The organism is Mobilicoccus sp. (assembly GCF_032060985.1).
In the GTDB taxonomy this organism is placed as follows: Bacteria; Actinomycetota; Actinomycetes; order Actinomycetales; family Dermatophilaceae; genus Mobilicoccus.
Genome location: NZ_DAMBGD010000002.1, coordinates 76,059 through 99,140, shown reverse-complemented (window position 1 = coordinate 99,140; position 23,082 = coordinate 76,059). Strand labels below are relative to the sequence as shown.

Genomic DNA, 23,082 nt, shown 5'->3' with positions numbered 1-23,082 from the left:
GCCGGTCCTCTATCCGCGGAGGTGGGAGGGGGCGCCGAGGCCCTGCCGCACGATGTAGGCGGCGGCCTGGATCCGGTTCTCCATCCCGAGCTTCTGCAGGGCGTTGTGCACGTGGTTCTTCACCGTGCCCTCGGTGATGGACAGGCGCGAGCCGATCTCCTTGTTCGACAGGCCCTGCGCGACGAGTCGGAGGATCTCGAGCTCCCGCGCCGAGAGGAGATCCTCGGGACGGGACGGTTCGGGGGTGCGGGGGCGGCGGTCGCTCTGGCGCAGCTCGGCGACGAGCCGACCGACGAGCGCGGGCGCCACGGGGGTCTCCCCCCGCATGACGGAGCGGATCATGTCGAACAGCTCGGTGGGCCGCATGTTCTTCAGCAGGTATCCGTGGACGCCGAGGCGGACCGCGCGCAGCAGGTGATCGTCGTCGTCGTCGACGGTGAGCATGACGACCTTGGCCGCGGGAAGCTGTTCGCGCAGCAGGGCGGCGGCCTCGAGGCCGTCCATGACGGGCATCTCGACGTCCATCACGACGACGTCGGGGTTCAGCGCCTGGGACTGTTCGAGTGCGTCGATGCCGTTGACGGCCTCCCCGACGACGTCGAGGTCGGACTGAGCGTCGATGACGGCGGCGAGCGAGCCGCGGAACAGGCTCTGGTCGTCGACGACGAGCACGCGGATGGGCTCGGTGGGTGCGGCGATCATGAGGTCGCGCGGGCGTGGGCGTGACGCGTGCCCGGGATCGTCGTCGCCCTGGGGGTGGTCGTGGACATCGTGCTCGTGGACATCGTGCTCGTGGACATCGACGCGTCGGTCGTCCTCTCGGGGGTGGGGACGTACGGGTGCGGCGCAGGCGGCGGAGTGGGGAGGTCGAGCGTGATCCGCGTGCCGTGGCCCGGGGCGCTGTCGACGGCGAGGGTGCCGTCGAGGAGGTGGGCGCGTTCGGTCATCGTGGCCAGACCGTACCGGTCCTCGGTGGGGTCGGCGGGGTCGAAGCCGCATCCGTCGTCGACGATCGTCACGTGGGTACGGCTGCGGCCGTGGCCGATCCGCACCTCGACGCATCCGGCGCCGGCGTGCTTGCGCACGTTGGTGAGGGCCTCCTGCACGACGCGCAGGACGTGGTTCTGGTCGTGGGGCGGCAGGGCGTCGGCGGAGTCGGTCTCGACGTCGAGACGGGCCGGGACGCCCGCGCGCCGCGACCACGCCGCGAGGTAGCCCTCGAGCGCCTGGGTGAGGGTGTGCGTGGGGGCGGCGCTGGTCCGCAGCCCGAGGATCGCCTCGCGGACGTCGGCATAGGCCTCCTCGCACAGGGAGGCGACGTCGTCGAGTTCGTCGGCCACGTCGGGGGACGTGGCGAGGTCGGGGTGGGCGCTGATGGCGTGGATCCGCAGGTGGGCGGCGTCGAGGGCCTGCGCGAGGCTGTCGTGCATCTCTCGGGCGATGCGGTCGCGTTCGGCGAGGGCGGCGTCGTGGCACTCGTGGTGGAGGTGGGCGAGGTGGCGGGCCCGGTGGAGCGCCGAGGCGACGGTCGTCGCGATGCCGGCGTGCGCGGCGTCGGTGAGCGGGTGGGCGACCGCGTCCTCACCGACGATGGTGAGGGTGCCCAGCGGGTCGTCGGCGCAGGTGAGCGGCAGGGTGCGGCCAGGCGCCCCGGTCGCGGCGGGATGGTCGTCGAACTGCCATGTCGTCGTGTCGGACTCGGGATCGAGGCGGTCGAGGGCGTCGAGTCGGGCCGAGGCCGCGCCAGTGGCGTCCAGCACCGCCCGCAGACAGGAGTGCGCGACGTCGTCGGGGGTGTGGGCGCGGCGTGCCGCCGCGGCGACGGTCTCGATCGCCGCGAGGTCGAGACTGCGCTGGACGACCTGGCGGTGGCGCTGTTCGACCGTCGCCGCCATCGCCACGGCGAACACGGCCGTGGCGATGGTGAGGAACCCGTCGAGGAGCAGATGCCCGTGCGCGGGCCATCGGTCGGCGACGACGGTATGGCGCAGCACGGTGAGGGCGACGACCGCGACGCACGGCAGGGTGACGGCGAGAAGGCGGAGGCGGGGCAGAGGCCCGGCGAGATCGGGCACCGTCAGCACTTCGCCCGGCGACGGCCTCTCACCGCCTCTGATCAGCATCGCCATCGGTCTCCTTCGGGGTGCCTCGTGTCCCTCGACGGAATTTACCCGGTCCGGGCGCGAAAAACCCGGCGCTTCGGGGCGTGGGCCCGCCGGATCGGCCGTGGCCCTCGCCACGTTCCGGGCCTCTCCCCGGGTTCCGGTGAGCGGCACGCCGCCGCCACCACCGCGACGACGCCCGACCGGGGTGGATGCGGCGAGGCCGTCGCCGCCGACGCGATCGGCAGAGCGACCGGCGGACGCGATCGGCAGACGCTGGAGGATCGGTTGTCGGTGGGAGGCGGCAGAGTAGGCACATGTCGAGGTGTCAGGGCATCGTCCCGCCGTACCTGTTGGATTCCGTCGCGCAGCGGTGCGAGGGAGAGGTCGCCGCACGCGCCGCGCTCACTCTTCGACTCGAGCAGTCGATGCGTGCGCAACGACAGGTGCGCGCGGCCCGCCCTTCTCCGCCGTCTCCGAGGCCGGCGGCGGAGGGGATCGTCCCGCCCCACCTGCGGTCCCGGCTCGGTGAACCGACGACGTTGCGGGGGCCGCGCCCACCGGCCCGCCCTCAGTCCGCGGAGGGACAGGCCGAGAAGACCTCACCGGCCACGCCGCACCGCCTCGTCCACGATGCCCAGCAGGGCTCGACGCTGCCGGGTCGCCGCGCCCGCACCGAAGGCGAGCCACCGGTCGCCGACGAGTCGGTCAACGAGGCGTACGACGGGCTCGGTGACACGTGGCGCCTGCTGCACGAGGTGTACGGGCGCGACAGCCTCGACGGCGAGGGGCTGCCGCTCGTCGCGAGCGTGCACTACGAGCGCGGGTACGACAACGCGTTCTGGAACGGGGAGCAGATGGTCTTCGGCGACGGCGACGGGGTGATCTTCGCGAGCTTCACCGACTCCGTCGACGTCATCGGTCACGAACTCGCCCACGGCCTCACGCAGTACACCTCAGGGCTCATCTATCTCGCCCAGGCGGGAGCGCTCAACGAGTCGATCTCCGACGTCTTCGGGGTGCTCACGGCGCAGTACACCGCCGGTCAGACCGCGCACGAGGCGGATTGGCTCATCGGGGCGAAGCTCTTCTGCCCGGGGGTGAAGGGTGTCGCGCTGCGCTCGATGAAGGCTCCCGGCACCGCGTACGACGACCCGCGTCTGGGCAAGGACCCTCAGCCGGCCCACATGCGCGACTATCAGGACCTCCCGCACGACGACACCGGCGACAACGGCGGTGTCCACGTCAACTCGGGCATCCCCAATCACGCCTTCTATCGGTTCGCCACCGCACTCGGCGGTCACGCCTGGGAGCGCGCCGGCAAGGTCTGGTACGACACGATCACCCGGCGCATGCCCAAGGACGCCGACTTCGCCACCTTCGCCGCCGTCACCGTGACCGCGGCGCGCGACCGCTACGGCGACGGTGACGTCCTCGACGCGCTGCGTGCCTCCTGGGACGCCGTCGGCGTGCGACCCGCGCCCCCCGCGCGGGGGTGAGCCGCGCGGGGTCGTCGACCCGACCGAGGGAATGTCGTGACCGTCTCGAACCGGGCTCGACGACGGCCTCTGCGCTGCTCAGGCCAGGCTTTCCTTGCTTGATCGAGGTCGGCGGGCCCCCGTAGCGTCGGACGTGTCAGATACGCGGGACCTTCCGACGAACTGAAAGGCCACGCTCATGGCTGCGCTCGCCACCGTGAAGTCCTGCTCCACCACCGACTGCTCCTACAACTCCGACGGCTGCACCGCCTACGCCATCACCGTCGGTGGCGCTCAGGGTGCTGCCTCGTGCGGCACCTTCGTCGCCCTGGACGCCCGTGGCGGCCAGGGAACCGCTGACAGCCACGTGGGTGCCTGTCAGCGCCTCGAATGCACCCACAACGACAACCTCATGTGCACCGCCGACGCGATCACCGTGGGCGGCGAGGCGGCGAACTGCGAGCTGTACCAGGCTCGCTGATCGTCGAGTCGTCCCTCGATCCGAACCGAGGGTCGATCCCGTACGCCCGTGGCCGGGCCGCCCGGCCGCGGATGTCTCTCACCCGTGACGCGCGCGTGGCCCCCGGCTGTCGGGGACCACGCGCGCTCCCGGCCCTGTTGTCAGATGCGCGGAGGCGTCAGGACCGAGTCGAGGGGAGCAGGCCCGCGAGGCGGACCCGCAGGGTCGCCGCGTCGAGGGCCGGCTCGGTGAAGGCGGCGAACACGACCGACGTCGCCGGCGTTCCCACGTGCATCAACGTGAGCCCGTGGCCGTCGACGTCGACGATGTAGACCGCACCGATGCTCGCCGCACACGTGGGCGCGACGGCCCGCTCGCTGAGGACCGCCCCGGGCAGGGCGCCACGGGTGACGGCCGAGAACACGTCGAACAACGTTCCCTCGGGCAGCGAGACCACGGCCTCGTGCGCCTCGAGTTCGCCCGCCGCACCCGGGTAGACCGGCACGCTCGTCTCCGCCGCCACCTCGGCGTAGTCCAGGGGCGTGACGCCCGAGCCGTCATGCAGGACGAGCCGGTCTCCGGTCACGACGGCAAGCGCCGCGCCGGGAACCTGAGCCACCACCGCCACGGCCTCGGGCAGGGCGCCCGTCGCCAGCGCGCCCGCCACGTCGGTCGGCGACAGCCAGGTCAGGGTGGCGAGCATGTGCGCCGACGCCGACAGGATGCGGACCTGCGCCTCGGTCGCCTCGCGGTGGATGTCGACGCGCACGTCGAGACTGCCGTGGGTCGGACAGGGCGCGGAATCGCCCAGCAGCGCGAGGACCAGATCACCCGAGGCCGTCACCCCGTGGGCTGCGACGGCAACCGCGCGCTCCGGGTCATGCCGATAGGCGACGAAGGAGGCCATGCCGGCCCCGGACACCAGCCGTCGCGCCGTGGACACGGACCGCTCGCGCAGAACCGATGCCGTGGGACGGACCGTGGGAGACGCCATGCTGTGCCCTTCGTCGACGACCGTGATGCTTTGGTCAGGTTAGCCTAACCTCATCATCATGTGGGCGGCCAGGGCTCTCCATCGGCCTCCCCCTCCCACCGTCCGCCGATGGCGCACCTCGCCACCCAGATCGTGAGGTCGGTGAGCAACACTTCCCTCCTTGCTCCTCTGGTGGCCGGCCGTGCGAGCCATTGCGACGCGGCGGGGCCCCTCCGACGTCACGGCAATGAGGGCGGCGCCCCACGGCACCAGAAAGGCCCCCGCCGAGGCGAGGGGCCCACATGAGCCGCTTGTCGGTATCGAGCCGACGACCTCGTGATGACGGGCCTCGCGATGGCGCGTCACGCCCGCATCCACGCCCACCTCGACGAGAACGAACTCGACGTCGTCGCCGCCCTGGACGGTCTACGCGCATCGCAAGAGGGATGCCCCATCTGCCCAAGTCCTGCCCTGGAACGGTGTTTGCGGCCGGGCTCGCGGTTATGCCGTCCGTGCTGACGCGCATTCTGCGATTTCCGCACGGGGCCCTGAGCAGCAGAAACGCCCCCCGGCAGGCCGGGAGGCGTTGTCTGAGCCGCTTGTCGGAATCGAACCGACGACCTATTCATTACGAGTGAATCGCTCTGGCCGACTGAGCTAAAGCGGCACGCACCACCGCGCGGGAGGTGCGGGTCGAGGATAGCAAAGGCCCTGGCCGGCGCCCAAACCGTCGGCGCGGAGGGGCTCGCCCGGGGGCCCGCCGGTCACCCCGAGCCAGGCGGCCGCTCGGAGCCCGGCCTCACCGACGACCCCGGGCCTGAACAGTGGGCGAAGCTCGGCGCCGAGGATCGGCGACGCCGCGGCGCTCAGCAGGTGAGGCCGTCCTTGGGGACGGTGCCCTTGACGAGGTAGGCGTCGACGGCCTTGTCGACGCAGTTGTTGCTGCGCATGTAGGCGGTGTGGCCGTCGCCGTCGAACGTGACGAGGTGACCGTTCTCGAGCTGGTCGGCGAGCTTCTGCGCCCACTCGTACGGGGTGGCCGGGTCTCGCGTCGTCCCGATGACGACGATCGGGCCGCTGCCCGCCGCCGTGATCTTCTGCGGCGTCGCAGTCGCCTTGACCGGCCACTCCTCGCACGACAAGGTCGCCATCGCCATCGACTCGCCCCACGTCGGCGACGCCTTCTCGAACTTCGCCACGCGGGCCTTCATCGCCTCCTCGTCGACCGGCTCGGCGGGGCGGTCCAGGCAGTTGACCGCCGAGATCACCTGCATGATGTTGCCGTGGTAGACGCCCGCCTCGTCACGGTCGGCGTACTCCCGGGCCAACTGCATGAGCTGGTCACCGTCGCCGTCCTGCGCCGCACGCAACGCATCGGTGAGGCCCTCCCACGACGCCTGGTCGTACAGCGCCCGCGCCAGCCCCGTGCTGGCCCAGCCCTCGGTGAGCTCCTCGACCCGAGCGTCGTCGGTCACGGGCAGGGGCTCCTTGTCGATCTCCTTGAGGAGGTCACGCAACCCCTGCATGCCCGTGTCGGTGTCCTTGCCGAGCGGACAATCCCCCTCGGCCACACAGGCGCTCACGTAGGCACGCGTCGCCGTCTCGAAGCCGACCGCCTGTCCGAGGTTCAGCTCGTCGTTCGACAACTCCGGCGCGATGGCGCCGTCGAGCACCATGTTGCCCACCCGTGAGGGGAACAGCCCCGCGTACGTCGCGCCGAGGAACGTGCCGTAGGACTTGCCGAGGTACGTGAGCTTCTTCTCCCCGAGCACCGCGCGCACGACGTCCATGTCCTTGGCCGCGTCCACGGTCGACAGGTGCGGCAACGCCTGCGGGTACTTCTTCTTGCACGCCTGCCCGAAGGCCCGCGCCGACTCCCGGGCCGCGGCCAACTCGCTCTGGTCGTCGGGCGTCGGGTCGAGCGCCATCATGTCGTCCATCGTCGGGCCGTCGACACACGTCACGGGCGACGACTCCCCCACCCCACGCGGATCCACGCCGACCACGTCGTAGGTGCGGTGGATCGTCGGCGACACGATGGCGTCGGCCGCCCGCGCGTACTCCACCGCCGAGCCGCCCGGTCCGCCCGGGTTGACGAACAGCGCCCCCTTGGAGGAACCCGAGGCTGCCACCTTGAGCACCCGCAGCTTGAGCGAACCGTCCTGCGGCTCGTCGTAGTTCGTCGGCACCTCGACCCACGCGCACTGGGCCGTCTTGTCCCCCGCCGCGCCGCAGTCCTCCCACGTGATCTTCTGTGAGTAGAACCGTCCGAGGCCCTCGGTGCCCGTCGGAGGCTGCGTCGCCGGCGGCGCGGTCGTGCCGTCGCCGCCGGGCGAGGGCACCGAACACCCCGCCGCGAGGACCGCGACCCCGAGCAGCGCAGCGACCGTCCTCGCCGACGACACACGGCCGGTCATGCGGCGCTTTGACGTCACGAACCCACCCACGGGATGCCCTTTCCTCGCCACCTCGACGCCGCAGACTCGCCGTCGAGACGCCCCTCCCACCCGCGCGCGGCGACGTGGAGGCGACGTCGGGAACACCGTACCCAACCCCGACACCAGCCCCGACGACCGCACGGCGGCCGCGCATGCCGCGCACGGGCGAGGCGCCGGACCTCGCCCCACGACGGGTGTCCATGAGCGGGCGGCCGCCTGTTCTCGGCGTCCGCCCCGCCCCTCGCCCCCGAGACGCCGGCGAGGTCAGCGCCGCGGCAGCCGCAGGGACAGCGCCATCGCCTCGAGCGCCAACAGCAGCGGGACGTTGGCCTCGATGCGGGTGCGAGCCTGTCCGATCGCGGTCATCGCCGCGAGCAGTTCGTCGGCGCTCATGCCGCGGGCGAGGGCGTCGACCTCGGCGCGCGCATCCTCGTTGACGAGGTCCACTCCCGAGCCCAGGCGCACGACGAGCGCGTCGCGATACATCGAGAGCAGGTCGACGAGGGCGCGGTCGGTGATGTCGCGGGCGAACCGGGTGGCCCGCGCCTTCTGGTCCTTCTCCAGCGCGGCGACCTGCGAACGCACGTGCGGTGGCTGGGTGCGGGCCGCCGGGTCGGCGCCGAGGGTCTCGAGGAGTCGAGAGCGCTCGGCGGCGTCCCGCTCGGCGGCCGAGGACCCCGATTCCTCGGTGGCGATCGAGGCGAGGTCGGCGGCGGCCCCGACGGCGTCGGGCACGGTGCGGATGCGCCCGCTCATCAGGACGACCTCCCGTCGGCGGCGCCGCGCACCCTCGTCGCGCGCCAACCGGCGTGCGAGCCCGATGTGACTCTGAGCCGCGCGGGCCGCGTACATCGCCATCGCCGGGTCGACCCCGTCGCGTCTGATGAGGAGTTCGGCCACGGCCTTGGTCGGCGGCGTCCGCAGCCGGACGTGACGACAGCGGCTCCGGATCGTGATGATGACGTCCTCCTGCGACGGCGCGCAGAGAATCCACACCGTGCGCGCCGACGGCTCCTCGAGAGCCTTGAGCAGGGCGTCGGCGGCCCGCTCGGTGAGGCGGTCGGCGTCCTCGACGATGATGACCCGGTACTGCCCGACCGAGGGCCGATGCGCCGCCTCGACGACGAGCTCGCGGGCGTCCTCGACACGGATCGACAACCCCTCGGTGGCGACGACGGTGACGTCGGCATGCGTGCCGTCGAGCGCGGTCGTGCACTCCCGGCAGGTGCCGCAGCCGTGCCGGGGACAGTTGAGCGCGGCGGCGAAGGCCCGTGCGGCCGTCGATCGTCCGGAGCCCGGCGGGCCCGTGAGCAGCCACGAGTGCGTCATCGCGTCGGGATCGCTCGAGGCCCGCGACAGGGTGGCCACGGTCTGGCTCTGCCCGACGAGGTCGTCCCACACGCTCATCCCCGGTCACCACCCTCGCCGTTCGTCGCGTCGTCGAGCAGCCGTGCCACGCGCGTGGCCACCGCCTCGGCCAACGCCTCCGGCGGCTCGGCCGCGTCGAGCACGAGGTACCGGGACGGCTCGGCCTGGGCGAGGCCGAGGAACCCCGCGCGCACCCGGGCGTGGAACTCGGCGGCCTCGGTCTCCATGCGGTCCTCGGCGCGGTCGTGGCGACGGGCCCGGCCGGTCTCCGGGGTGACGTCGAGGAGGACCGTGAGGTCGGGGACGAGTCCGCCGGTGGCCCAGGCCGACAACTGTGCGACCTCCGCCGCGCGCAGGTCACGCCCGGCGCCCTGATAGGCGATCGAGGAGTCCACGTAGCGATCGGTGAGGACCACCGCGCCGCGCTCCGACGCCGGGCGGACGACCGCGGCGACGTGCTGCGCGCGGTCGGCGGCGAACAGCAGCGCCTCGGCGCGGGGGGCGACCTCACCCCCGTGCAGGAGCAGCTCGCGGATGCGGACCCCCAGCTCGGTGCCACCTGGCTCACGGGTGACGACGACCTCCCGCCCGCGGGCACGCAGCCACCGCGCCAGCGCCGCGACCTGCGTGGACTTGCCGGCGCCGTCTCCGCCCTCGAACGCGATGAACACCACGCCGAAAGACTAGGCGAGAGGGCCGACAACCCTTCCTCGGAGGACCGACGCCTCCGGTGCGAGGAGGCGCACCCGCACCACCACCACAACGGTTCACACGGCACCCTCGCGACGACCGTCGCACCCCGTCCACCGCCACAACGGTTCACTCGGCACCCTCGTGGCGGCCCGCCCACCCCGGCCACCACCACAAGGGTTCACTCGGCACCCTCGCGACGGCCCGCCCACCCCGTCCACCGCCACAACGGTTCACACGGCACCCTTATGGCGGCCTGCGCACCGGCACTCACTCTGGGGTGGGCAGCGGCCGGTCAGCTGGGAGCAGGGTCCCCTCGTCGGCGGCGCACTCCCTGGCGGCTCGGCGTTCGAGGAGGGTGATGTCGGCGGCGAAGGACCAGAGCAGCAGCACCTCGGCAGTACCGATCACCGTATGAGCAAGGGGGACCGGGACCGGCGGGGCAAGTGCCACCCCGAGAGCGGTCCCCTGGAGACCCGCGATGATGCGCCGCCGCCGGCTGGGACCGAGCTCCCCGGCCCACGCGGGGCGGAGCAGGCTGCCGGCGACGAACACGTACCGGGCCGCCCCGATGACGAGCGCATTCGGGGTGAGCGTGCGAGCGAGGACGACGGTGAGGCCGAGGAGGACGGCGGCGTCGGTCTCCATGTCGAGGCGAGCCCCCTGCGGGTGAGAAGTCCCCGTGCTCCGCGCGACGAGTCCGTCGACGGCGTCGAGGACGAGCGCCGGAATCGCGAATCCCGCGACCGCCCAGGTGCGTCGAGGATCGTGAAGGGATGTCGGCCGCAGAGCGGCAGCGAACGCGCATCCGGCGAGCACGGCTCGCACGAACGTCACGACGTCGGCTGGACGCCAGGGCGTCACGCCCCCGTCCGTCGACGTCCGTGACGTCGGTGACGTCGCAGAGGCGGGTGCGGCGCGTGGGTCCAGCTCGGGCGACTGGTGGGGCGTCGTGAAGGGCCGGGCCGCATCCCCGGGCACCGGGCGGCGGTCCGGACCCGAGGCCCGGCCGAAGCCCGACGCCCGGCCCGAGCCCGACACCCGGCCCAGGCCCGACACCTGGTCGACGCCCGACACCCGGCCCAAGCCCGACACCCGGCCCAAGCCCGACACCCGGCCCAAGCCCGACGCCCGGCCCAAGCCCGATACCCGGCCCGAGCCCGACGCCTGGTCGACACCCGCCGCCCGGCTCAAGCCCAGCGCCTGAGACAGTGCCGACGCCTGACCCGAGCCCGACGCCCAACCCAAGCCCGACGCCCGGTCGAGGTGGGGCACGGGGGTGGTCTCCGGCGCACGATCTTCTGCCGCCGTCCCGGGAGGAAGCGATCCGTCGTCGGCGTCTCCCCCATGCCCCGGGTGGGACTCACACCAGACCCGTCGCTGCTGGTCAGGGACCGGCACGGGAGGGCAGGACGGCCTGGGGGCGTCGGGTCCGGGAGGGCGGCGCCGACACACGGCGACCGCGACACCGGCGGGAAGGGCACCCCCCAGGGCGATGCCGGCAAGGCGACGGGACGGTGGTCCCCCGGCGGCGAGCGCGTGAGCGGTGACGACGAGCGCCCCCACGACCGTGAGGTCGCGGAGGCCGCGTCGACCCGACACAATCGCGTTCATGGAGTGCCGATCCTATTGGACCCTGCCCGGCGGGCGAGGCGAGATCCGCCGCGAGGCCGTGGGAGACCCCGGGGAGGGCGAGGCGCTCGTCGAGACGATCGTCTCGGGCGTGAGTCGGGGCACCGAATCCCTCGTCCATCTCGGTCGAGTGCCCGAACGCGTCCGGGCCCTCATGCGTGCCCCCTTCCAGCGTGGTGACCTGCCGGGCGAGGTCTGTTACGGCTACCTCTCGGTGGGCGAGGTGACCGCGGTCGGGCCGAACACCCCGGGCGACCTGCTCGGGCGCCGCGTCTTCTGCCTGTACCCCCACGTCGACGCCTACGTCGCGCCGGTCTCATGGCTCACCCCCGTCCCCGACGACGTCCCGAGCGAACGCGCCGTCCTCGCCGGCGCGGTCGAGACGGCGGTGAACGCGCTGTGGGACGGCGGGCCGCGCCTCGGCGACCGCATCGCCGTCGTCGGCGGCGGGATGATCGGGATCTCCGTCGCCGGGCTCCTGCGTCGTTTCCCCCTCGCGCGTCTCGAGCTGCTCGACCCCGATCCCGCGGTCGCCGAACGGGCCCGGCACATCGGAGTGGAGTGGCGGGACCCCGCCGAGGGCGCCGGTGGGTGCGACCTCGTGTTCCACGCCTCCTCCACCGCAGCCGGACTCGCCCGGTCACTGGAGCTGTGCGGCGACGAGGGCGAGGTCGTCGAGATGTCCTGGTACGGCACGACCGAGCCGAACGTGCCACTCGGGGTGGACTTCCACGCGCGCCGGTTGCGGATCCGCGCGAGCCAGGTCGGCATGGTCTCGGAGTCCCGGCGAGCGCGCCGCAGCACCGCCGACCGCATGGCCATCGCCCTGGACGCCCTCACCGACCCGGCCTTCGATCATCTCCTCACCGGCCCGGTCGACCTCGACGACCTTCCCGAGGCGATGGACGACATCGCCCGCGGCCGCACGCCCGCGATCTGTCACGTCGTGCGCCACCGCCGCACCTGACCCGACCACCCGGGCCAGGGCAACGCCCGACCTGCGACCACCTCGATGAAGGAGTCCCCTTGTTCCGCCTCACCGTTCGTGACCACGTGATGATCGCCCACAGCCTGCCCGACCCCTTCTTCGGCCCGGCGCAGGGCGTGCACGGTGCGACGTTCGTCGTCGAGGCGACGTGGAGCCGCCCCGAGCTCGACGAGCACGGCGTCGTCCTCGACATCGGCGCGGCGAGCGAGGCGCTGGCTCAGGTCCTCGGGGACATCGGCTACCGCAACCTCGACGATCACCCCGCCTTCGCCGGCAGGATCTCGACGACCGAGGTCGTCGCCCGCCACATCGCGGACGAACTCGCCTCCCGGCTCACCGATCCCGCGCTCACCTCCCTCGAGGTCGTCCTGCGCGAGAACCCCGACGCCTGGGCGTCGTACACCCGCGACCTGCCGTGAGCGCGGGGGGCGGTGCCGGCGCCGGCGCCGAGCCCGGGTGCCGGCGCGTCCGGTTCCTGCGTCCCACCCCCGACGTGGTGAGCGGAGGCACCGCCTACGACGAGGCCGTCCTCGCGGTGTGGCCCGGGCCGCCGCCGACCGATGTCCCTCTGCGGGGGGCCTGGCCCGACGGCCCCGGCACCTCCTCCACGCTGGCCGAGGCGCTGCGGGACGCCGACGACGTCATCGTCGACGGTCTCGTCGGCGCCGCCCACCCCGGTGTCCTCGGCGCGGCGCAGCGATCCGGGACCCGCCTCGTCCTCCTCGTGCACCTCCCCCTCGCCGACGAGACCGGCCTGGCCGCCGACCACGCCCGCGACCTGGCGAGGGCGGAGGGTGGAGCGGTCGCCCTCGCCGACGTCGTCGTCGCGACGAGCCGCACCACCGCTGACGACCTCCGGCGTCGGTATGGACGCCCCGACGTCCTCGTCGCGCCACCCGGCGTCGATGTCGACCTCACGACCGACCCTGCGGGGAGGGACGACCCGCGTACGGACTCGCCACCGCTCGTGCTGTGTCTCGCCTCGCTGACCCCGCGCAAGAACCACGTGACGCTGCTCCGAGCGCTCGCGCTGCTCGACGACCCGTGGACGGCCGTGTTCGCCGGACCGGGCGCCGACGCCGACCGTGCCCGCCTCGACGACGCCGTCGCGGCGGCCGGGTTCGGCGGCCGCGTGGCCCTCCCGGGTGTCGTCGTCGGCGAGGATCTCGAGGCGCTGTGGCGGCGCACCGACGTCCTCGTGCTGCCCTCGCTCGCCGAGACGTACGGGATGGTCGTCACCGAGGCGATCGCCCACGGCGTGCCCGTCGTCGTCGCCGCGGGCACCGGCGCGGTCGAGGCCCTCACCGACGGCGAGGGACCCGACCCCGGGGTGGCCGTCGACGCGAGGTCTCCCCGGGCCCTGGCCGACGGGGTGCGTCGAGTCCTCTGCGAGCCGGGATACCGGGAGGCCGCGCGCGGGCGCCGCACGAGTCTGCGACGGTGGTCCGACACGGCCCGAGTCCTCGCCGGGGCTCTCGCGCGTGTCCCTGCCCCCGGCGACGCCACCACCGACCATCCACCGACCGCGAGCCCCCACCCCCTCACCGCCCCACGAGCCGAGCACGAGGCCGAACGCACGAGCCCGGCATCACGGACCGGCGGATCGACACCGCGACCCACCGACTCGTCCACCCCACCGTCGACGCGGCGCCACCCATCCCGCGCCCCGAGCGAGAGCAGCTCATGACCACCGAGAGAACGCACCCCCCACAGGGGAATCCGAGCACCCCCTCACCGACGCGACCCGTCGAGGCGGACTGGCTCGCCCTGCGCCGACCTGCCGACGCGGCAGCACGCGAGGGAACCCAACGCCTGCTCGGCCGGCTCTGGAGGTATCTCCGGGCCCGCCACGAGGAGCCGGGCGAGCCCCGGCAGGTGCACCTCGTCGACGTCGGCTCCGGCACGGGCGCCAACCAGGACTGGCTCGCCCCGCGCCTGCCGTTCCCCTCCCACTGGACACTGCTCGACCACGACGCCGACCTGCTCTCCCATCCCACCGCCACCGGCCAGGCGGCCCGGCGCGTGCACGGTGGCCTCGACGTCCTCCCCCGCCTCCTCGCCGAGATCCGCGAGTCCGAGGGTGGCGGCGCGAGCGTCGTCACCGCCTCGGCGCTGCTCGACCTGCTCACCGCGGCCGAGCTCGACGACCTCGCCGACCTCCTCGTGCGCACCGGCACACCCGCGCTCTTCGCCCTCAGCGTCGACGGCGCCGTGACCTGTGTCCCCCACGACGAGGACGACGAGGTCGTCGCCCGCGCCTTCGAGGACCACCAGCGCCGAGACGGCATCGCGGGGTCCAGCGCGGCGGGTCACCTCGCGCACCGACTGCGAGCCTCCGGTGCCGAGGTCGTCGAGGCGGCGACACCGTGGCGCCTCACCAGCGCGGACGCCCCCCTGCTGCGCCGTTACCTCACCGATCGAGCGGCGGTCGCGATCGAGCAGGACCCCACCCTCGAGACCCGCGCGAGCACGTGGCGCGACCGTCGCCTCGCTCGGCTCGACGCCAGCTCCCTCGCCGTGGTCGTCGGGCACGTCGACCTCCTCGTCCTGCCGCAGTGAGTACCGTCGCGACCACCTCCCCGCCCCGCCAGGGTGGCCGGGTCGTGCGCGCGGCGCTCCAGATCGCCGTGGCGGGTGCGCTGCTCGCGTTCCTCGTCCACCTCTTCGGCACCCGGGCGGTCACGGCGGCGGGCGTGGCGATCACGCCGCTCACCGCGCTCGGGGCGATCACGCTGGGGCTCGTCGGCGCCACCGCGCAGGGGCTACGGTGGCGTGCCGTGGCCGCCGGCCTCGGCGATCACATGAGCACCCGTCATGCCATCGCGCGGTGCCTCGAGGCGGCGCTCCTCAACGCCACCCTCCCCGGGGGCCTCGCCGGTGACGCCCTCCGCGCCGCCCGCCGGGGTCGGGCCGGCGCCGGGTGGGACGGACTCACCTCCGTCGTCGGTGAACGGCTGTGCGGCACGGCGGTCGTCGTCCTCGCCGCCACGGCGGCGGTCGTCCGTCTCGGGCGGCCCGACCTCGCCGCGGGGCTCGGCGTCGTCGCCGTCGTCGTGCTCGCGGTGGCCGGGTGGTCGATGCGCCGTCTCCCGGCCCGAACCGTCGCGGCCTGCCTCGGCTGGTCGGTGATCGGCTGGCTCGCGTTCCTGGGGCTGTTCGTCCTCGCCCACGTCTCTCTCGCGCGGGCCGACGTCGTCCCTCCCCTCGCCGGGACGCGGGTCGCGACGCTCGGCGCGGCGACCCTCGCCGGGATGTCGGTCCCGGTCAACATCGCCGGGTGGGGTCCGCGTGAGGGCGCGGCCTCCGTGGCCTACGAACTCGCGGGCCTCGACCCGTCGGTGGGCTTCACGACCTCGGTGGCCTACGGCCTCCTCGCGCTCGTCTCGACGCTGCCGGGCCTGATCCCACTGCTCACCTCGCTCCTGCGCGCTCGTCGGGACGACTGACGGATCCGCGGGAGCGATGAGGCGCCGTGGCCCCGCACGGCCAGGACGACGGTGGCGACCAGAGCAGTGGCGAACGCGGTGGCGGCGAACGCGTCGTGGCGAACGTGGCGTCGGCGAGGCCGGCGTGGGGAACGCGGCGTCGGCGACGCGGCGTCGGCGGGAGGGCCCGGGACCGGGGACTCAGCCTCGCAGACGCAACTCGGTGCACACGTCGTCGCCGAGTTCGAGGCGGCGGCTGGGCGGCCGGAGGGCCTCGGCGAGAACGTCGACTCCCGAGAACCGGAGTCCCGGAACGCCGTCGCCGATGAGGACCGGCGCGGTCGTCACGTAGAGGCGATCGAGGGCCCCCGCGGCGAGGAACGCCGACACGAGCCGCCCGCCGCCTTCGACGAGGACCCGTCGAAGCCCTCGCGCGCCGAGCGCCTCGACGAGCGCCGCCGGGGCGCGCAGCCGGGACTCGGGAAGGACGAGGAGGTCGACGTGGGAGCCGAGGTCGGCCACGACCCCGGCGGCGTCGGCCTCGTGCCCCTCGGCGACGAGCCACAGCGTCGGGGCGTCGGGCTCGGTGAGCAGACGGGCCGTGCGCGGCAGGCGTGCCCTCGGGTCGATGACGACCCGCGTCGGCGGGACACCCCGCAGGGGCGCCTCGCGCACGGTGAGTCGGCAGTCGTCGCTGATCGCCGTCGCCGCGCCGACGACGACCGCGTCGACGAGGGAACGGAGGACGTGGAGGTGGCGGCGGTCCTCGACCCCCGTGACGAAGTCGGCGTCGCCGGTGCGGGAGGCGATGAACCCGTCGAGGCTCTGCCCGAGCTGGGCGATGACCAGCGGATCGGCGGTGGCCAGTGGGGCGTAGAACTCGGGGAGGTCTCCCGTGTCGGGGACCGCACCGCTCCCGCCCGGGGCATCACCGGTGGTGGGCTCGGACGCCGCGCCGGAGGTAGTCACCCCGGCACGCTAACCGGCGCGCCCCGGTGACGCCAGGACGGGCGGGGTGTGGGGGCGCTCACGGCCCTGGACGCGGCGCCCGGAGAATCGCGAGGCCTCGCAGGTCATCCCCGCATCGCGGCGGGACAGGGGCAGGGGTGGGCAGGCGGTCGAGATCAGGCGTAGGTGTTGACATGGCGTCCGAGGCTGCCCTCGGTGGCGAGGGGCATCGAGGCCATCATGCTGTCGATGAGCCGGCCGGCAGCCTGCTTCTCCGCGTCCATCGTCTTCCGCAGCATGGAGACCTGGGCGTCCTGGTAGGCGGCCGCTGTCCTGCTGCTGAGGATGCTCTGAGCAAGCGCGACGTCCATGGGTGTGAACCTTCCGTCGTCGTGTCGACGCAGCCGCGTGGCACGGTCCGGCGTCGTGGATGAATGGCAGTTCATCCGGGCTACTCATCGGCTTCGGACGGTCGACCCTGACCCTCCGAGGACGGGTGCAGGCAGGGCGGGGGGCTCCGACCGCCTCCGAGGTGGGGATCCCGTCACCAAACCTGCGCGGCGGCAGGGCTGCTCAGGGACGGGGCCGGCGCCTGCGGCGATCCTGCCATGTGGACAACCCGTCCGGAGCGAAGCGGATCTCCACCGCGGCACCGTCGAGGCCGTCGCGCCCCTTCGCGTCGCCGACCCAGAGCTGGGCACCGTGGCGCTCGGCGATCCACCGCACGAGCGGCAGACCGAGTCCGTTGCCGCCACCGGTGCCGGCGACATAGGGCTGCAGCACGTCGACGCCCTCGGGGAAGCCCGGCCCGTCGTCGGCCACGCGGATGACCGGGACCCCCTCGTCGCACACCACCGAGAGCATGACCTGCGACGGCACACCCTCGCGATGCCCGTGGCGCATCGCATTGTCGACGAGGTTCGTCATCGCCTGCCGGAGCAGCATCGCGTCACCGCTCACCTCGACGGGTTCGGAGACGTCGACGACGACGCCGTCGACCACGGTCTCCACCTCGCACGCCAGGTCGTCGAGCCGCACCGGCGTCGGTTGCACGGGCACCTCCGCGTGGTCGATCCGGGAGGCGAGCAACAGGTTGGAGGCGACCCGGCCGGCGCGGTCGGCCGTCGAGACGAGGACGCGGAGCCCGGCCGCCGTCTGCGGTTGCCCGGGGGCGAGCCCGTCGAGGGTCGTCTCCCCGATCGCGCGCATGCGGGCGAGCGGTCCGCGCATCTCGTGCGCCGCCGTCGCGAGGAACCGTTCTCGGTCCGCGAGCGCCTCCGAGGCCACGCGGAGGCTGCGGCCCGCCGCCCACCACACGAGCGAGGTGAGGACGACGAGGATGAGCGCCGATCCCCCGGCCGCGGGGATCGCGACCTCCGTCTGCAGGATCGAACGCGCGGGCGTCACCGCGAAGGCGCACCCCGAGGGTTTGTCGTCCTCCGTCGTGAGCCACCACGGCATCCCCGCCACCCGCAGGTTGCCGATGTCGGCGAAGGTGCCGTACTCGGCGGCGTCGCGCAGGCACTCGTCGGCGGCATGGCGCCAATCGCCCTGGATCGACTCCCCCTTGGTGAACAGCGTCGTGTACCCCCCGCCCTCGCGGTAGACGACGAGCAGGCCGCTCACCTGGGACGCGACGTGATCGCCGTCAAGCGCCTCGCCCGTGGGTCGACCGTCGGAGTCTCTGTAGACGAGCGCCGCCGAGCGCGACGCCTCACCGCGCAGGATCGCGTCGATGCGAGCGCTGTCGAAGGCGTCGTCGAGCAGGATGAGCATGACGGTGAACGCCGCGAGCCCGACGAGCGCGACCGTCGCGAAGATCAGGGTGAGACGCCGGCGCAGGCGGGAGAAGACGTCGTTGCCGGATCCGCCCGGCTTCACCGCCGGAGCTCCGCGACGAACCCTGCACCGCGCACCGTGTGGATGACGGGCGGGTCGCCGAGCTTGCCCCGCAGGAGTCGGATGCGGACGTCGATGACGTTGCTGCTCGGGTCGGCGAACTCGTCCCAGCAGTGCTCGAGCAGTTCCGTGCGGGACACGACGCGGCCGGCGTGGCGCACGAGGTAGGCGAGGAGACCGAACTCCTTGGGGGTGAGCAGGATCGACCGACCCGCCCTCGTGGCCCGCACACGAGCGGGGTCGATCTCGATGTCCCCGAGCGTCAGGACACCCTCGACGGTGTCGGGACATCGGCGGGAGAGCGAGCGCAGCCGGGCGAGGAGTTCCTCCATCGCGAACGGCTTGACGAGGTAGTCGTCGCCGCCGGAGTCGAGGCCGCGGACGCGGTCGTCGATGTCGGCGCGGGCCGAGAGGAAGAGGACCGGGACGCTGCAGCCGTCCTTGCGCACCCGGCGGAGGAGATCGGCGGCGTCACCGTCGGGCAGGCTGCGGTCGAGCACGGCGACGTCGTAGGTGTTGATCGACAGGCGTTCGTCGGCATCGGCGATCGTCTTCGCCTCGTCGACGGCGTAGGACTGACGACGGAGCGCCGTGGCGACGGACGATCTCAACTCGTGGTCGTCCTCGAGGAGGAGTACCCGCACGCCCCCCATGATCCACCCCTCCGCGCGTTCGTCGGCCCCGGCGCTCCCCTGAACTGCGCCGGGGCCGACGAATGGTCGGGTCCTCCCCTGTAAGGACCCGGGCCGCCGCGCCTCCCCCCGGGGAACCACGACATCCTGGTCTCCGGACCTGCCACCCGGAGCCTGACGACTGAAAGTTCTATCCCACCCTTGATGACGTTTTCGTGACGCGTCGGGCCGGGCCCGTCAGGGTCCCTCGCGGCCACGTGGGACGGCGCCTCCCGGCCACCCCGACGGTCAGCCCACGACGGCGTCGAGGGCGAGGGTGAGAGCGACCTCGCGCGCGTCACGCCCGAATCCCCGCGCGTCCCACCCCTCCCCGGCGAGGGTGTCGGCCGTGTAGAGGATCTGAGCGAACTCGACGCCCCGGAACTGAGCGCACGCCGCGAGCGACGCACATTCCATCTCGACGACCTCGCAGCCCTGCGCCAGTCGCGCCGCGAGGGTCTCGCGGGTCTCGCGATAGAACGCATCGGTCGTCCACGTCAGCGCCTCGTGGTGGGTGAGGCCGGCCGCCTCGACGGCGTCGGCGCAGGCGTCGCGCAGCCGGGGGCTCGTCTCGACCCATTCCCCCGGCGGAAGGTAGTGATAGGAGGTGCCCTCGGCGCGCAACGCCCTGGTGGGCAGGACGAACGCACCCTCCTCGAGATGGACCAGTCCTCCGCACGAGCCGACCGCGACGGCGCTCCGCACGCCGCCCCGGAGGACGTGCTCGAAGAGGATGGTCGCCGCCGGCCCGCCGAGGGGGATCTCGACGAAGGCCACCTCGACACCACGGTGAGTCCCGACGCGCACGGGATGGCGCCGGATGATCGTCTCGACCTCGTCCACGACCTCGTAGCCGTGCTCCTCGGCGTATCGGGTCGCCACGTCGCCGAGCAGCGTCAACACCGCCCGCTCCGGAAGCCGGACCCGTGACGTCTCCCGCTGGGCGGCCGAGATGAGGTCGTCCGGGTCGTCGTCGTGATCGAGGACGGGAAAGCTGCCGACGCTGCGCATGGGCGCCAGTCTCGCATCCGCCCCACCACGACCGACCCGCGGCAAGGTCGCCGCTCACCGCAGATGAGGACGCAGGTGAGGACGCAGCGAAGGGGTCGTGATCACCGCCGTCTCACCGCATCCTCACCTGCGATGTCCCCTGCCTTCGCGGCACCCGAGGCCGATGGGGTGCGCGGACGGCGGCCTTCGCCAGGCCGATGTCCCGGCACGTCAGCGATCGAGCGGGGCACCCTCGACGAGACCGAGCCGCGCGGCGCGCACGAGACGTCGGGGCACGACGACGGTGCGCCCGTTGACGGTCACGGGCACGAGGTCGGGCGGACTCGCCTTCCACTGGGCGCGCCGGCTGCGGGTGTTGGCGCGGGACATCTTGCGCTTGGGAACTGCCATGAGGGTCTCGCTCTCGTGTCGTGTCGGGCGGCGTCGGCCGCATCGGGGGGCCGGGTCGGCACCGGGCCATCCCGGTCCGCGCCGGATCGGCCGGGCTGATCGGGGTGGTCGGGCCGCTGGCGTGGTCGGTCGGTCGGTGCGTCGGTCGGACGCACCGTTGGACGATGGTGTGCACCTCGGAACGCCGGTGCCGGTCAGGCGGCCTGGTGGCGCTCGCCGAGCCAGGGGTCGAAGCCGTCGTCCTCACCGGCCCAGGCTCGGAACCCGTCGGCGAGTTCGACGTCGGTGAGCAGGGAGGCGTGGAACGCGGCGACGACCTCCTCCGCCTCGCCCTCGACGCCGGTGACGACCATGCGGGTGCAGGCGTCGCAGCCGACGTCCTGCCAGGTGGCGAGATCGCCGAGGCTGATCCGGCCTCCGGCGCCCTCCCACTGACAGGCGGTGTGCGGGCGGGTCGGGAGCCAGAAGACCCCGCGGCTGCGACCGGGACGACCACCGAGGATCTCGAGGTTCTCGCGCAGCCGCTCCGGATGGAACGGTCGCCACGATTCGAGCGTGACGGTCCACACGCCCTCACGGCACGGCACGCATCCGTCGGCCCCGGCGCGATGATCGGTGAGGGGATCGCCGCGGTGGAGCACGTCCTCCCGGTCACGGGGGGTGAGCAGCGCGAACGCGTCGACCTCGTGCAGGGGCGAGCGTTCGGTCCGCACGGGCGAGAGGTGATCGAGCAGTGCCTCGCCGAGGGCGTCGGGCGTGCCGTCGAGGAGCACGACGTCGGCGCCCTCGATCTGACGGACGAGCACCTCGCCGAGCGCGCGTTCGTCGTCCTCGGACAGGGCGAGTCCCCGCTCGGTGAGCAGGTCGTCGCCGCACACGTCCCACGCGAGGTCGCCGGTCGCGACCGCGCTGATGACGGCGCCGATCGTGATGATCCCCTCGTCGGCGAGTTCGACCAGCGCCCGCAACACGGGCACGGGCTCGGCCGTGACGGGCAGGGCGAGGACGATCGCCGCGGGGTTCGTCGCGGCGAGGTCGCGCACCGTCGGGAGGATGTCCTCCCTCAGAGCGCAGCCGAGGCACGCGTGATCGAGCGGCCTCGTCTCGTCGTCGCGGATCCCCTCGGCACCCTGAATGAGGCGCCGCAGGGTGCCACCGCCGTGGTCGATGTCGTGGCTGACGACGACGGCCCCCGGGAGATCGAGCAGCAGACCTGCACCGACCGAGGCGCGCAACACCTCGTCGACCGAGCAGCAGGTGATGACGGGGATCACCGCGAGTGCCTCGTCGCGGGCCAGTCGGTGCGCTCGACACCGTCGGCGCCCTCGGCCCCGGTGGCGCCGGTCGAGGCCGCGGCCCCCTTGGTCGCGCGGCCGTAGCGGCGCAGGTACTTCTCGACGCGGCCTTCGCTGTCGAGCACACGGGCCGTGCCGGTCCAGAAGGGATGGCTGGCCGAGGACACCTCGACGTCGACGACGGGGTAGGTCTGACCGTCCTCCCACTCGATCGTCGCCGCGGGCGTCGCGGTCGAACGGGTGAGGAACGCGTACCCGGCTGCACGGTCGCGGTACACGACCGGGTGGTAGTCGGGGTGGATTCCGCTTCTCACGGGGCCTCCTGTACGTTATGGGAACGGTTCTCATTACTAGCACAGGAGGGCAGATGTCCGCACGCTGCCAGGTGACCGGGGCGACGCCACAGTTCGGCAACTCGATCTCGCACAGTCACCGACGCACCAAGCGCCGCTGGAATCCCAATGTCCAGCGCAAGAACTACGTCGTCCCCAGCCTCGGTCGCCGGGTGACACTCCAGGTCAGCCCCCGAGGCATGGGGATCATCGACCGGCGGGGCATCGACGCCGTCGTCGCCGAACTGCTGGCCCGTGGGGAGAAGATCTGATGGCGCGGAGCACCGAGCTACGCCCGATCGTCAAGCTGCGCTCGACGGCGGGCACCGGCTACACGTACGTCACCAGGAAGAACCGTCGCAACGACCCCGACCGCCTTCGCCTCCGTAAGTTCGACCCGCGCATCGGCAAGCACGTCGAGTTCCGAGAGGAGCGCTGAGGTGGCCAAGAAGAGCAAGATCGCCAAGGACGCCCAGCGCCGCGAGATCGTCGCCCGGTACGCCGAGCGACGGGCCGAACTCAAGCGGACGATCGCCTCCCCCGCCGGCAGCGACGACGACCGCGCCGCGGCGATGCGCGAGCTCCAGAAGATGCCGCGCGACGCGAGCCCGACCCGCCTGCGCAACCGCGACGTCGTCGACGGACGACCCCGGTCGGTGTACCGCAGGTTCGGTCTCTCCCGCGTGCGATTGCGCGACATGGCCCACGCCGGGGAACTCCCCGGCGTCACCAAGTCCAGCTGGTGAAGGCCCGGACCGAGGTCGGTCCTCACCCCCCATCCCACACCGCCACCCCGGCCATGACGGCCGACGACGGTCCGCAGACAGGAGCAACGTCATGAAGGTCCGCGCCTCCATCCGGTCCCTCGCCAAGGCGCCCGGTTCGAAGGTCGTCCGGCGCCGCGGCCACCTCTACGTCATCAACAAGCAGAACCCGCGCTTCAAGGCCCGCCAGGGCTGACCCGTCGCAGGGCAGGAACGGC

The 23,082-nt window shown here is 73.0% G+C and carries 26 protein-coding genes, 1 tRNA gene and 1 pseudogene; 12 read left to right on the top strand and 16 right to left on the bottom strand.

Annotation, left to right across the window (positions count from 1 at the left end; translation table 11 throughout):
* Window positions 1-9 precede the first annotated feature (9 nt).
* Together RT054_RS02195 and RT054_RS02190 are read right to left on the bottom strand one after the other, a co-directional pair.
* Window positions 10-702 (bottom strand): response regulator transcription factor, encoded by a 693-nt coding sequence (locus tag RT054_RS02195; RefSeq protein ID WP_313021936.1) that lies wholly within the window; start codon window positions 700-702, stop codon window positions 10-12.
* Entirely contained in the window at window positions 699-2,123 is a 1,425-nt protein-coding gene (locus RT054_RS02190) for a sensor histidine kinase (RefSeq protein WP_313021935.1), read from the bottom strand. Before RT054_RS02190 ends, RT054_RS02195 begins: the two co-directional genes overlap by 4 nt.
* Window positions 2,124-2,419: 296 nt before the next feature.
* Between RT054_RS02190 and RT054_RS02185 the strand changes: the two genes are divergently transcribed.
* On the top strand, window positions 2,420-3,601 hold the full coding sequence (locus tag RT054_RS02185; RefSeq protein ID WP_313021934.1) for a M4 family metallopeptidase: 1,182 nt from the start codon (window positions 2,420-2,422) through the stop codon (window positions 3,599-3,601).
* A 178-nt stretch (window positions 3,602-3,779) separates the two neighbouring features.
* Entirely contained in the window at window positions 3,780-4,061 is a 282-nt protein-coding gene (locus tag RT054_RS02180; RefSeq protein ID WP_313021932.1) for a DUF1540 domain-containing protein, read from the top strand.
* Window positions 4,062-4,218: 157 nt separating this feature from the next.
* Here RT054_RS02180 and RT054_RS02175 read toward each other — a convergent pair whose 3' ends face one another.
* From RT054_RS02175 to RT054_RS02150, 6 genes are all read right to left on the bottom strand, one after another.
* On the bottom strand, window positions 4,219-4,947 hold the full coding sequence (locus tag RT054_RS02175; RefSeq protein WP_313021931.1) for a hypothetical protein: 729 nt from the start codon (window positions 4,945-4,947) through the stop codon (window positions 4,219-4,221).
* Window positions 4,948-5,606: 659 nt separating this feature from the next.
* Window positions 5,607-5,680: transfer RNA gene (locus tag RT054_RS02170), tRNA-Thr, on the bottom strand.
* Window positions 5,681-5,879: 199 nt separating this feature from the next.
* Window positions 5,880-7,430: an alpha/beta hydrolase gene (locus RT054_RS02165; RefSeq protein ID WP_313021930.1), complete on the bottom strand. Its 1,551-nt coding sequence runs from the start codon at window positions 7,428-7,430 to the stop codon at window positions 5,880-5,882.
* A 285-nt stretch (window positions 7,431-7,715) separates the two neighbouring features.
* Window positions 7,716-8,858: a DNA polymerase III subunit delta' gene (locus RT054_RS02160; protein WP_312720301.1), complete on the bottom strand. Its 1,143-nt coding sequence runs from the start codon at window positions 8,856-8,858 to the stop codon at window positions 7,716-7,718.
* Window positions 8,855-9,493 carry a dTMP kinase gene (gene tmk / locus RT054_RS02155; RefSeq protein WP_313021928.1) on the bottom strand — a complete coding sequence of 213 codons (639 nt, stop codon included), beginning with the start codon at window positions 9,491-9,493 and terminating at the stop codon, window positions 8,855-8,857. The genes RT054_RS02160 and tmk overlap by 4 nt, the downstream gene beginning before the upstream one ends.
* Before the next feature lie 286 nt (window positions 9,494-9,779).
* Window positions 9,780-10,346, bottom strand: a complete 567-nt coding sequence (locus RT054_RS02150) for a CDP-alcohol phosphatidyltransferase family protein (protein ID WP_313021927.1) — start codon at window positions 10,344-10,346, stop codon at window positions 9,780-9,782.
* A gap of 115 nt (window positions 10,347-10,461) precedes the next feature.
* Between RT054_RS02150 and RT054_RS02145 the strand changes: the two genes are divergently transcribed.
* The 6 genes from RT054_RS02145 to RT054_RS02120 all read left to right on the top strand — a co-directional run bounded on the left by RT054_RS02145 (window position 10,462) and on the right by RT054_RS02120 (window position 15,575).
* Complete coding sequence (locus tag RT054_RS02145; RefSeq protein ID WP_313021924.1) at window positions 10,462-10,716, top strand: hypothetical protein; 255 nt, start codon at window positions 10,462-10,464, stop codon at window positions 10,714-10,716.
* A gap of 405 nt (window positions 10,717-11,121) precedes the next feature.
* Window positions 11,122-12,108 (top strand): zinc-binding alcohol dehydrogenase, encoded by a 987-nt coding sequence (locus tag RT054_RS02140; RefSeq protein WP_313021922.1) that lies wholly within the window; start codon window positions 11,122-11,124, stop codon window positions 12,106-12,108.
* 59 nt (window positions 12,109-12,167) lie between these two features.
* Window positions 12,168-12,548 carry a 6-carboxytetrahydropterin synthase gene (locus RT054_RS02135; protein WP_312719706.1) on the top strand — a complete coding sequence of 127 codons (381 nt, stop codon included), beginning with the start codon at window positions 12,168-12,170 and terminating at the stop codon, window positions 12,546-12,548.
* A gap of 77 nt (window positions 12,549-12,625) precedes the next feature.
* Complete coding sequence (locus RT054_RS02130) at window positions 12,626-13,816, top strand: glycosyltransferase family 4 protein (protein WP_313021921.1); 1,191 nt, start codon at window positions 12,626-12,628, stop codon at window positions 13,814-13,816.
* Window positions 13,813-14,688 carry a hypothetical protein gene (locus tag RT054_RS02125; protein WP_313021919.1) on the top strand — a complete coding sequence of 292 codons (876 nt, stop codon included), beginning with the start codon at window positions 13,813-13,815 and terminating at the stop codon, window positions 14,686-14,688. The genes RT054_RS02130 and RT054_RS02125 overlap by 4 nt, the downstream gene beginning before the upstream one ends.
* Window positions 14,685-15,575: a lysylphosphatidylglycerol synthase domain-containing protein gene (locus RT054_RS02120; protein ID WP_313021918.1), complete on the top strand. Its 891-nt coding sequence runs from the start codon at window positions 14,685-14,687 to the stop codon at window positions 15,573-15,575. Before RT054_RS02125 ends, RT054_RS02120 begins: the two co-directional genes overlap by 4 nt.
* Before the next feature lie 180 nt (window positions 15,576-15,755).
* Here the strand turns inward: RT054_RS02120 and RT054_RS02115 are convergent, their stop codons facing one another.
* From RT054_RS02115 to RT054_RS02080, 8 genes and pseudogenes are all read right to left on the bottom strand, one after another.
* Window positions 15,756-16,523, bottom strand: coding sequence for a RibD family protein (locus tag RT054_RS02115; protein ID WP_312719711.1), 768 nt, complete (start codon window positions 16,521-16,523; stop codon window positions 15,756-15,758).
* Between the two features lie 155 nt (window positions 16,524-16,678).
* Window positions 16,679-16,873 (bottom strand): putative motility protein, encoded by a 195-nt coding sequence (locus RT054_RS02110; RefSeq protein WP_312719713.1) that lies wholly within the window; start codon window positions 16,871-16,873, stop codon window positions 16,679-16,681.
* A 202-nt stretch (window positions 16,874-17,075) separates the two neighbouring features.
* A complete protein-coding gene (locus RT054_RS02105; protein WP_313021917.1) occupies window positions 17,076-18,383 on the bottom strand; it encodes a HAMP domain-containing sensor histidine kinase in 1,308 nt (435 codons plus the stop codon).
* A complete protein-coding gene (locus RT054_RS02100; RefSeq protein WP_313021916.1) occupies window positions 18,380-19,054 on the bottom strand; it encodes a response regulator transcription factor in 675 nt (224 codons plus the stop codon). The genes RT054_RS02105 and RT054_RS02100 overlap by 4 nt, the downstream gene beginning before the upstream one ends.
* 267 nt (window positions 19,055-19,321) lie before the next feature.
* Window positions 19,322-20,083 (bottom strand): nucleoside phosphorylase, encoded by a 762-nt coding sequence (locus tag RT054_RS02095; RefSeq protein WP_312719717.1) that lies wholly within the window; start codon window positions 20,081-20,083, stop codon window positions 19,322-19,324.
* Window positions 20,084-20,293: 210 nt separating this feature from the next.
* A complete protein-coding gene (gene rpmF, locus RT054_RS02090; RefSeq protein WP_312719718.1) occupies window positions 20,294-20,473 on the bottom strand; it encodes a 50S ribosomal protein L32 in 180 nt (59 codons plus the stop codon).
* A 194-nt stretch (window positions 20,474-20,667) separates the two neighbouring features.
* A complete protein-coding gene (locus RT054_RS02085; RefSeq protein ID WP_313021913.1) occupies window positions 20,668-21,747 on the bottom strand; it encodes a GTP-binding protein in 1,080 nt (359 codons plus the stop codon).
* 95 nt (window positions 21,748-21,842) lie between these two features.
* A pseudogene (locus tag RT054_RS02080) lies at window positions 21,843-22,082 on the bottom strand (type B 50S ribosomal protein L31); the annotation flags it as partial.
* Between the two features lie 53 nt (window positions 22,083-22,135).
* Between RT054_RS02080 and rpmB the strand changes: the two are divergent.
* The 4 genes from rpmB to ykgO all read left to right on the top strand — a co-directional run bounded on the left by rpmB (window position 22,136) and on the right by ykgO (window position 23,060).
* On the top strand, window positions 22,136-22,372 hold the full coding sequence (gene rpmB / locus RT054_RS02075) for a 50S ribosomal protein L28 (protein ID WP_313021908.1): 237 nt from the start codon (window positions 22,136-22,138) through the stop codon (window positions 22,370-22,372).
* A complete protein-coding gene (gene rpmG / locus RT054_RS02070; RefSeq protein ID WP_312719762.1) occupies window positions 22,369-22,539 on the top strand; it encodes a 50S ribosomal protein L33 in 171 nt (56 codons plus the stop codon). Before rpmB ends, rpmG begins: the two co-directional genes overlap by 4 nt.
* Window position 22,540: 1 nt before the next feature.
* Window positions 22,541-22,846 carry a 30S ribosomal protein S14 gene (gene rpsN / locus RT054_RS02065; RefSeq protein WP_313021907.1) on the top strand — a complete coding sequence of 102 codons (306 nt, stop codon included), beginning with the start codon at window positions 22,541-22,543 and terminating at the stop codon, window positions 22,844-22,846.
* A 91-nt stretch (window positions 22,847-22,937) separates the two neighbouring features.
* A complete protein-coding gene (ykgO, locus tag RT054_RS02060; RefSeq protein ID WP_312719727.1) occupies window positions 22,938-23,060 on the top strand; it encodes a type B 50S ribosomal protein L36 in 123 nt (40 codons plus the stop codon).
* The last annotated feature ends 22 nt before the right edge of the window (window positions 23,061-23,082 follow it).